This window comes from Nostoc sp. FACHB-892 (assembly GCF_014698795.1).
In the GTDB taxonomy this organism is placed as follows: Bacteria; Cyanobacteriota; Cyanobacteriia; order Cyanobacteriales; family Nostocaceae; genus Nostoc.
Window position 1 is genome coordinate 1 of record NZ_JACJTR010000099.1, and the last position, 9346, is coordinate 9346.

Genomic DNA, 9346 nt, shown 5'->3' on the forward strand with positions numbered 1-9346 from the left:
TCGATCTACCCTTGGAAATCTTACCTTTACAAAACCCTTTTGCTGAGGATTTGTCAGGCAGTTTATTAGTTCAAATTCTGGCTCAAGGCAAACCAGTCAGTGATTCAGTTACTGTAGAATACCTTGGGCAAGAAGTAGCAAAAAATGCGGATGGCACTTTTTCTATTCCCATCAGTACAGAAGGGCTAGTACAAGCAATTGAAGCCAGCTACTCAATATCATCTGGAGGTATAACGACTTCTTACGAAACTGGCTTTACAGCACAAAAAACTTCTGTACCCGATCCATCAGCATTACTTGGTCTTAGCGTAGTTGGATTGCTGGGATTATACAAAAAAAGGTTTTTCGCCAAAGCTTAATTACGAATTAGTCTCAATGCGCTTGGGTTAAGCCAGAAAAATAAATTTGCGTAAGTTGGGGAGCCACTACGCCCTTGTGCTTCCCCGACTTGTTCGCTTTTAGCATTCCCGCTTACTTACCAAGTGGCGTTTGAGGAACGAAACCCAACATTCTCTAACATTATTCTTCAAGAATTGGGAGATAGTTCAGACACACAATTGCAATCATTGATGAGCTTGTGAAATGCTTACAATGGTAACTGAGATTCGCGGCATAACGGCTGCGGTCAAAGGTTGCTAAAAACTCGAACTCAGCACGAGCGGCTTTCTTCAATCCGCTACACTGCAATTGTTAGACATCAGAAATGAACAAACTAACACTTTTACTATCATCAGATAGTTTAATCATTCGCTCAAAGCTTAGTCCTAGTTTTTTGAGCAGCTTTGCTGAACCATAATTCTCCGGTGTAGTGATAGCGACTATACGAGTTAAGCCGAAGGTTCTTCTCCCATACATCATAACAGCAGAAGCAGATTCATAGGCGTATCCTTTTCCCCGGAACTTAGGAAGAAAGGCACACCCAATATCCACATCCTCCAAGGAATCTCTTTTTATCAAACCGCAAATTCCAATTGAGACGCTCTTTTCCTTTAGCTCAACCAAATACAGCCCGAAGCCGAGACGCTCATACATAGCAACCAGATTCTTCAAAATATATTCACGAGCATCATCGAGAGTTCTCACACCTTTATCACCAATAAAGCGCAACCACAAAGGGTCATTCAATATCTCAAGAATGAACTCGCTATCTTCAACACTCAGCCGACGAAGAACTAAACGCTCTGTTTCAAGAACTCTCATACTCATAAAATAGGAGACTTTTAAAGTGTTGTCCCCTGGTTTATATAGAAGTTTGATATGTAATATTCTTCAGCTAGAGTTTTGTGTTTTACGCAGAAATAACGAAACATATTGAAACTGCCGTCATACAAGAGCTAAGGGCAAGTATCAACAGCACCCTAACTTAAAAGTTAGGGGTTCCTTTCCCCCTTCCCCCTTCTTATTCATATCGGACCCTCTCTTGATCCTCTTATTTTGGCTAAGGTATTGAAATAGAAAAGCTAGTTGCACAACTAGAAGCACTGACAAATGTTTGAGTCACTTCTAGGAAGATATCAAGCTCAAAAAATAGTTACCATTGAGTATTGGTGGTAATTAATGCTGTCGCCGCTAAACTATCCAATGGTTCAGAGAAAAAATATCCTTGGGCAGATTCACATTTCAACTTTCTCAAAACTGCTAGTTGCTGTTGTGTCTCCACACCTTCAACACTGGGCGAAACACCAAGTTTGTTTGCCAATGCAATGATGATTTCACAAACTTCTAAATTTCTGCTGCTTGCGTTCATCGAGGTGATAAAAGAGCGATCAATTTTCAATATATCAATTGGAAAGCTAGAAAGACGAATTAATGAAGAGTAGCCGCTCCCAAAATCATCAATTGATAATGCAATGCCCATCTGCTTAAGTTTTAAAAGGTTAGCACTGGTTTGATCACTGTTTTCCATAATTACGTTTTCAGTAATTTCTAGCACAAGGCATTTGGGAGCAAGACCAGTAGAGTGCAAAATTTTTTCAATCTGCTCAATCAAATCCGGCTGAGAAAATTGCTTAAGGGAGAGATTCACATAAATTTTTTCGGGCAAGTTGGTACCCTGGCTCACCCGCCAAGATTGCATCTGGCGACAGGACTCATGCAACGCCCAGTTGCCAATAGAGACAATTAGTCCAGTTTCTTCTGCTAGGGGAATAAAACTTGCTGGAGGCAGCAAACCACGTTCTGGATGCTGCCAGCGCAATAGTCCTTCAAAACCTAAAATAGAGCCAGTTGTGAGCGAAACAATCGGTTGGTAAAAAACGCGAAATTCTTCGCGTTCAATTGCTCGACGCAAATCTATCTCTAAATGCAATCTTGCCAGAGCTTGAGCATACATCTGTTGGTTAAATAGCTGATAACGCGCCCTACCCTGGGCTTTAGCTTGGTACATTGCTGTATCAGCATCCCTAAGTACGTCTTCAGGCAAGTCATAGTCTACTGTCGAACTTAAAGCGATGCCAATACTTGCAGTTGTGATTATTTCTTGTCCTGAAAGCTCAAAGGGTAACGCTAGTTCCTGTTTAATCCGCTCGGCCACCATGATGGCTTCTGACACATCTTGGATTCCCTGAAGCAGGATTGTAAATTCGTCTCCACCAAGCCGTGCTGCTGTATCTACCAAGCGTACACATACTTTGAGCCTACTAGCAATAGCAACCAGAAATTGGTCTCCAATTAGGTGTCCTAGACTGTCATTGATCACCTTAAACCGATCTATGTCCAGAAACAGTACAGCAAATAAATAATCCTCTTGCCGTTTGGCAAGAGCGAGTGCGTATTTTAAGCGCTCCATAAACAAAGCTCGGTTTGCTAGACCTGTTAATGCATCATAAAACGCATTCTGCCGCAATTGTGACTCTGCCCATTTGCGCTCGGTGATATCATGAGTGATCCCCAGAATCTGATGAATTTCTCCTAATTCATTTAAAAGTGGCACATAGGTAACAACTATAGTGAAAGGGTCACAACCAGGCAAATTGATCGTACATTCTCCGGTTTGCAGAGTACGTGTCTCCACAGTTTTTTTGAGGATTGGTAGATAAGCATCTGTCACAGATGGTGGATTTATTTCTTCATCTGTGTGTCCAATAAGTGCCTCCAGAGAATAACCACTCCGCTTAACTCCAAAAGCATTGATATACTGTAACCGTCGTTGGGCATCATAGATCACAAATGTATCAGGGATGTTTTCTATTGCTAATCGGAATCGTTCTTCACTCTGTCGTAATGCCGACTCGACTTCCTTTTGATTAGTGACATCCCAGAAAGCTCCAATCACCCCTTGCACATTGCCAGCATCATCGCGCAATGGCATAGACCGACCAGCAACGAATCTCACATCGCTGTTACTGAAGACTAATTCCAAGTCTGTCTCAATGCTCTGCCCCGTTCTAACCGCAAGCTGCATTGGTAGTTCATTTGGCAGAATATTTTGCCTTTGTTTTTGAATTTGAAATTGAAAGGGGTACTCTCCAGTAGGTGGAGTTGCTGTCATGATTAAATCTGGCGTTCTCCGTGTCAATGTGTAGGCAGCACGGTTTGTGGTCACTTGATGGCACTGTGGATCGTGTGCAATCCAAACTGCTGCCGGAACTATCTCCATAAAAATCTCTAGCTCCCTGGCACAGGCTTTGGCAGACGCAAGGCTTTGCCGCAGAGCCTCCGAGCAAAGCAATAAAGCACAGCCAATCAAGACAAAATTAAGTGCTGTAAGAAGTGACATTCGCTCAGAGCAATATCTGGCAATGGCTCCAGGCTTTTCTATAAATAACAGTTGATCAATTCTCAAATTCCAACCAAACAGATATTCGCTCATTGTCAATAATCCCAGAAAGGTTATTGCTATAGCCAACCCCTGAGTGACTTGATATTTGACCTGTCCGGTTGAAGGGAAAAAAATTAATGCCAGACCCGCTAGTACCAAACCTAAAGCGGCATTCGGTTTCATAGTTACCCAGTCTCGCAGGATGCTTTTTAAAGTTTGAATATCAGTAAGCCAGCCAACCATTACGGCACAACCAACCAGGGCTACGAACATACCCAAAATTTGCTTAGTTGCTTTTAACACAGTAAGACTACAAAAATTTGGCTGATAAATCATCAAAATTAATAATAGTTTACATAGATTAACCAATAACAGCTGATAGGCTCGTAAGTCTACACCCAAGGGGTAAATAATCTGTTTAATTTCTTGAAAAAGTAGATTGTAAGCTAATCGGCACGGAAGTCGCATAATAAGAAGATGAAGTGGTTCAAAAGCAACTATGCCGCCACCAGTCAAGAACTTCTTAACGCTAATAGAGCCTTATGAAGCTGAGAAGAACTTTTACCCCAATGGCAAAGCAAGCTTGTTAACGGCAAACCTATTATTTATAAGGCTTTTTGGTGTGAGTGGTTTCTTCTGGGGGTAGGGAATTAAAAATATGTCGTACTATATGATGCGCTAAAATTCAATTGTCTTAAACATTACACATATACTTAAGGAATTTTTGTATCAGATTATATCAATCTGCTTATTTGCAGGTTATTATAATTTCTGCGTCTTGCTAAGGAATTAAAATTATGATATATGCGAACCAGTGCGGAAATTAAGGCAGAAATCGCAAAAAACTTTGGTTTTGTTCCTTCTTTCTTTGAGCCAGCCGAGCAGAATGTACAAGCATTAGAAAATCTCTGGCAACAAACGCTTTGTGCTTACGTTAATAATCCCTTATCGCCAATGTTGAAGGAAAAGCTTTTTGCATATCTTTCACGTTACTGTGCTTTGCCATATTGTATAATTTGTCATAGTTGCCACTTACGCACTCTCGGGGTAGAAGCACAGCAGATATTAGATTTGCTTGAATCGCCTCCGCCAACGGCAACCGACATCGATGCATACATACATATACTTGCCTGCTCACCTAGCCAGTTGATAAACCTATCAGATTTGAGTGAGGCACTCGAAAGAAGTTTACTATACTGTTCAATATTCATTTTCCTGGAGCCAGAGCAGGGTAAGGATTGCCGCTCCCATCTGCGTCACCTGCTTGGGCTTGTAAATTACCAGCACTTAATTACGTTTATAAGTTACATAAAAATGTGCCATCTGTGGATAGAAGCTCACCCAGAAGTTTCTTATAAAGCGGATAAGCGAGTTATTAAGCAATTAAGTAAATTATTAGAATCAGAGCCAAGTTTAGCTGATTTCTTTGATAACTACATTGAAAAAGTTAGGCACCAACACCAACTTCAAACAGAGCATTTAGCCCAAGTTGCCCAGCGCCAACAGAATCAGGAAGCATTACAAAAAGCTTACGAGCAGTTAGAAATCCGAGTTGAGGAACGAACTGCCGAGCTATTAAAATCTAATATGCTCCTCAAACAAGAGATTTTGGAGCGCCAGCAGGCCCAGGCACGATTAGCTAATATTGCTTTTCATGATGCATTAACAGGTTTGCCCAACCGGATGCAATTTATGGAGCGGCTGAAGCAAACAGTCGAGCGTGCTAAAAGCTATGGTAATTTATTTGCTGTTCTATTCCTGGATTTAGATCGCTTTAAGGTTGTTAATGATAGTCTTGGACATACTATAGGAGATCAATTACTGGTTGCCTTAGCTGATCGGCTTCAAACTGGGCTACGCTCTGGAGATATTTTAGCCCGCCTCGGAGGAGATGAGTTTGCCATCTTGTTAGAGGAAATTCAGGGAATTAAAGATGTTATTGACATTGCCGAGCGGCTGCAACAGCAATTGGCAATACCTTTCCATTTAAGCGGGCATGAGGTGTTTTCTACTGTGAGCATTGGTATTGCCCTTAGTACAACAGGTGATCACCAAGTAGAGAACCTCCTACGCAACGCTGATATTGCAATGTATCGCGCTAAGGCTTTAGGCAGGGCAGGTTACAAAATATTTGATACAGCTATGTACACTGAACGTGCAAAGCTGTTGCAGTTAGAGACAGACTTGCGACGTGCTATTGAACGCCAGGAATTTCGGATTTACTACCAGCCAATTGTTTCATTGCAAACTGAAAAAATTATCGGGTTTGAGTCTCTTATCCGATGGCAGCACCCAAAGCAGGGTCTTGTGCTTCCAACAGATTTTATTTCAGTGGCGGAAGAAACTGGACTAATCGTTCCCATTGGCTACTGGGTACTTCGAGAGGCTTGCAACCAGATGCACCAATGGCAGCAGCAATTTCCACAAACCAAACTGACAATCAGCGTCAATCTTTCTAGCAAACAGCTTTTGCAATCCAATTTCACTGAGCAAATTTACTTAATTTTACAAGAAACTAAGTTAGATGCATCCCGCTTAAAGCTAGAAATGACTGAAAGTGTACTCATTGAAAACACCCAATCTGTAACAGCGATACTTTGGCAACTCAAAAGATTAGGTATTGAATTACACGTAGATGATTTTGGTACTGGTTATTCATCTTTAAGCTATCTGCACCGTTTTCCTATTAATGCATTAAAAATTGACCGCTCCTTTATTAAGAATATGGACACTAGTAGAAAATATGCAGAGATTGTACGCACAATTATTGCATTAGCTCACAATCTAAGCATAGATGTTATAGCAGAAGGAATAGAAACGGTAGTACAGCTTAAGCAAGTCAAAAAATTGCAATGCAAATATGGGCAGGGATACTTTTTCTCCCAACCAGCAGCAGTATCAGTCGCAGGTGCTTTAATACAACAGCAGTCAAGTTAAGCATCCCCAAGAGCAACGCAAAAATGTGCAACCAAAGCGTAAGCATAAACTCAAAGCCCGTCCGATACGGGAGCAATTGTGCCCGAATTTTGGGGACGTATATGCTGGCTGAAGCTGAACTTGAGTACAAGCATTGGTTAGAGTTGATTATAGACTTATTTGGTCTACGTTTAAATCTTTACCTGATATGTTAAATTATTAACATCTAGCTGATATCAATTTAAAATATGTTAGATATCAGAAGTCATGACGCTTAATATGTAATTCATAACATTTGATTTTTGTCATCTATCTATACTGAGATAATTGCTAGATAGATCTATCAATAAATATAGCTTTATTGATATTAAATTTCAATTCTACTGACTGGATTTTGGAGAAATGATTAGTGAATTTAGCAGTAATATGTTGTTAGTTAACAGCAACTAACCTTGTTGTAAAAATTCTCAAGCTACCAATTTGCTTCTCATTAAGTAACAGATGCTTGCGCCGGAACCCAGGTAAAATCTGACCTATCTTAATGGCGAATTACGAATTGTTATTACTTGTATGTTTGTGTAACTCGTGAATGTAGCTTGCTTGGACTTCAAGTAAAAAGGGTAAAACCCCTACGCTCAAGAATGCTGAATTCACTAATTCAGCATACTTCTTCAATTCACTGCTTTATCACTTGCAGTTCACTTCAATACAGGGAGTCAATCAATGTGGTTAAGTACACGAGAAATTTTATATGTTAATAATCCTCACTGGCGTGACTATTTTGATTCTCTTGGCTTTCCTCATAGGGCAGAAATTCGCAGTATTGACTCTTGGTGCAATCCTCATGTTCATTACTCGGAAAACTTTCGCTTGCATTCATTAGAACAGGCTTGGGATTTAGTTGATTGGTTGCCTATTCCTATTTTTAAACGACAATATTATCTCCTATTTACAAATGCTGATAAACAAAGGGTGTTATTAACTCATCCTCGATTGCACCTGCTGGGACATGAACTGTTAGATCACCAATTTAACTCCTCATTATTAAACTATTGGCCCTGGAAAGGAGCGTTAGCTCCTTTTGCTCAAAGGGTTAACAAGTATGGACTACTTAGTTGGGATGATGCTAAAGCTGCTCAAGCTATTCTTCCAAAACTTTGGCATGGTGCCCCTCGCTCATGGGTGGCAGTTGCGGCTTTATTTGAAGTTTTACCGGGAGCAAGGTAATATAAGACCCTACTAACGTTATAGCAGCCACAGAGGAATAACGCAGATAGTGACTGTTATTGCCGAGGGAGTGGAAACAATTGAACAATTAAACCAACTTCAAATCAAACAATGCCAACACGCACAGCGATACTTCTTCTCACCCCCACTTGATAGCTTCTGGCTTGAGCAATTAATTTCATCTAGCTTGCACCCTAACCCTCTTCTGTCATGGGAGAAACCAATCACGCTCAAGCCTTTAGGAGCTTTAATGTCCAGGTTTGGACTATAATGCTTCATGCGATTGCACAGATGGCAATCGGAACGCAAAACAAGCCCACAGCTTTCTCGGAAGTAGGACTACTGGGAACTAGAAGGGTTTCTTGTCGGTGGCTGTGGTAGTCGCGGGCTTTTATGTTTTCAGTGGGGAGTATGTGGCGGTATTCAAAAGGTAAAATAAGTCAAAGTAGGAAAAGTAGGAAAAGTAGGATCTTTTCGTAATTTATTACATAATAGTTTGATATGTTGTAAGCTAAGTGTTGAATACAGTATTAATCAATAATCAATATTCTGATTAAATTGTCTTCATTTATTTGAGACATTTAAAATTATTAATAAGATTGTTAATTTTAGTCCTGAAGGAATAGAAGTATTTTTTAGGTAATAATGTTATCTTCTTAATAAGGACAATTTAAATATTTTTCTAAAATGCGACATAGCCCGTTTTAAGTCTCTTTAAAAAGTAGCGATTAATAAAGGCTTGTGCTTATGTTAATAGCATCTCTCTTCAAAAGTTTTATTACAACAGAGGCATTTATTCTTATCACTACTGAAAAGCCAATACAAATCTCAGTCACCTTTTCCACTAAAATTTATGTTAGCTAAAAATGATATCGAACCGTTAAAAAGAATTTTGGTTATTGAAGACGATCGTGTTACAAGGGAGCTTTACATTCAAGGACTCAAAGCAAAAGGTTTTGATGTCATGGATGTTCAAAGCGGTCTTCTAGGTATCAAACAAATACAAGAGCATTTACCTGACTTAGTGATTTGCGATATTACAATGCCTGATATTGATGGTTATACAGTTCTAAATACCTTACGCCAAGACCCCCAAACAGCAAATATTCCCTTCATTTTTCTTGCCAGCAGCACGACTAAAGCAAATATTCGCAAAGCTATGGAGTTAGGAGCGGATGACTACATTACCAAACCATCAACATTAGACGAGCTACTTAAAGCGATTAGGCGTTGCATAATGGAGGGATGAATTGAGGTCTTCTACTGTGCATTGTCCATACTGCAAGTCTACGAGGATTAGAAAAAATGGTAAACGCCGAGGTAAACAAAATCACTTTTGCGTCACCTGCGATCGCCAATTTATAGATATCTATAGTCCCCCAAAAGGATACTCAAATGAGATCAAAAACGAATGTTTAAAAGCATACGTTAACGGTGCAGGAT

General features: G+C 40.1%; 5 protein-coding genes and 2 pseudogenes. 5 read left to right on the forward strand and 2 right to left on the reverse strand.

Annotated elements, in window-relative coordinates; genetic code table 11:
• Nucleotides 1–359 (forward strand): DUF4198 domain-containing protein (locus H6G96_RS39175; RefSeq protein ID WP_242063630.1); only part of this gene is annotated, 359 nt, incomplete at its 5' end.
• Nucleotides 360–690: 331 nt separating this feature from the next.
• Here H6G96_RS39175 and H6G96_RS39180 read toward each other — a convergent pair.
• Together H6G96_RS39180 and H6G96_RS39185 are read right to left on the reverse strand one after the other, a co-directional pair.
• Entirely contained in the window at nucleotides 691–1200 is a 510-nt protein-coding gene (locus H6G96_RS39180; protein WP_190919872.1) for a GNAT family N-acetyltransferase, read from the reverse strand.
• A gap of 331 nt (nucleotides 1201–1531) precedes the next feature.
• Nucleotides 1532–4063, reverse strand: a complete 2532-nt coding sequence (locus H6G96_RS39185) for a bifunctional diguanylate cyclase/phosphodiesterase (RefSeq protein ID WP_206757699.1) — start codon at nucleotides 4061–4063, stop codon at nucleotides 1532–1534.
• A 501-nt stretch (nucleotides 4064–4564) separates the two neighbouring features.
• Here H6G96_RS39185 and H6G96_RS39190 point away from each other — a divergent pair.
• From H6G96_RS39190 to H6G96_RS39205, 4 genes and pseudogenes are all read left to right on the forward strand, one after another.
• The gene (locus H6G96_RS39190) at nucleotides 4565–6697 is read left to right on the forward strand and encodes an EAL domain-containing protein (RefSeq protein ID WP_190919876.1); all 2133 of its coding nucleotides are present in this window, start codon (nucleotides 4565–4567) and stop codon (nucleotides 6695–6697) included.
• Between the two features lie 702 nt (nucleotides 6698–7399).
• Nucleotides 7400–7903, forward strand: a complete 504-nt coding sequence (locus tag H6G96_RS39195; protein ID WP_190919878.1) for a hypothetical protein — start codon at nucleotides 7400–7402, stop codon at nucleotides 7901–7903.
• An 853-nt stretch (nucleotides 7904–8756) separates the two neighbouring features.
• Nucleotides 8757–9128 (forward strand): annotated as a pseudogene (locus H6G96_RS39200) (response regulator); the annotation flags it as partial.
• A 40-nt stretch (nucleotides 9129–9168) separates the two neighbouring features.
• Nucleotides 9169–9346 (forward strand): annotated as a pseudogene (locus H6G96_RS39205) (IS1 family transposase); the annotation flags it as partial.

Coding starts and splice junctions, on each gene's coding strand:
- H6G96_RS39180 (WP_190919872.1), bottom strand. CDS start 1,200: ATGAGAGTTCTTGAAACAGAGCGTTTAGTTCTTCGTCGGCTGAGTGTT.
- H6G96_RS39195 (WP_190919878.1), top strand. CDS start 7,400: ATGTGGTTAAGTACACGAGAAATTTTATATGTTAATAATCCTCACTGG.
- H6G96_RS39190 (WP_190919876.1), top strand. CDS start 4,565: ATGCGAACCAGTGCGGAAATTAAGGCAGAAATCGCAAAAAACTTTGGT.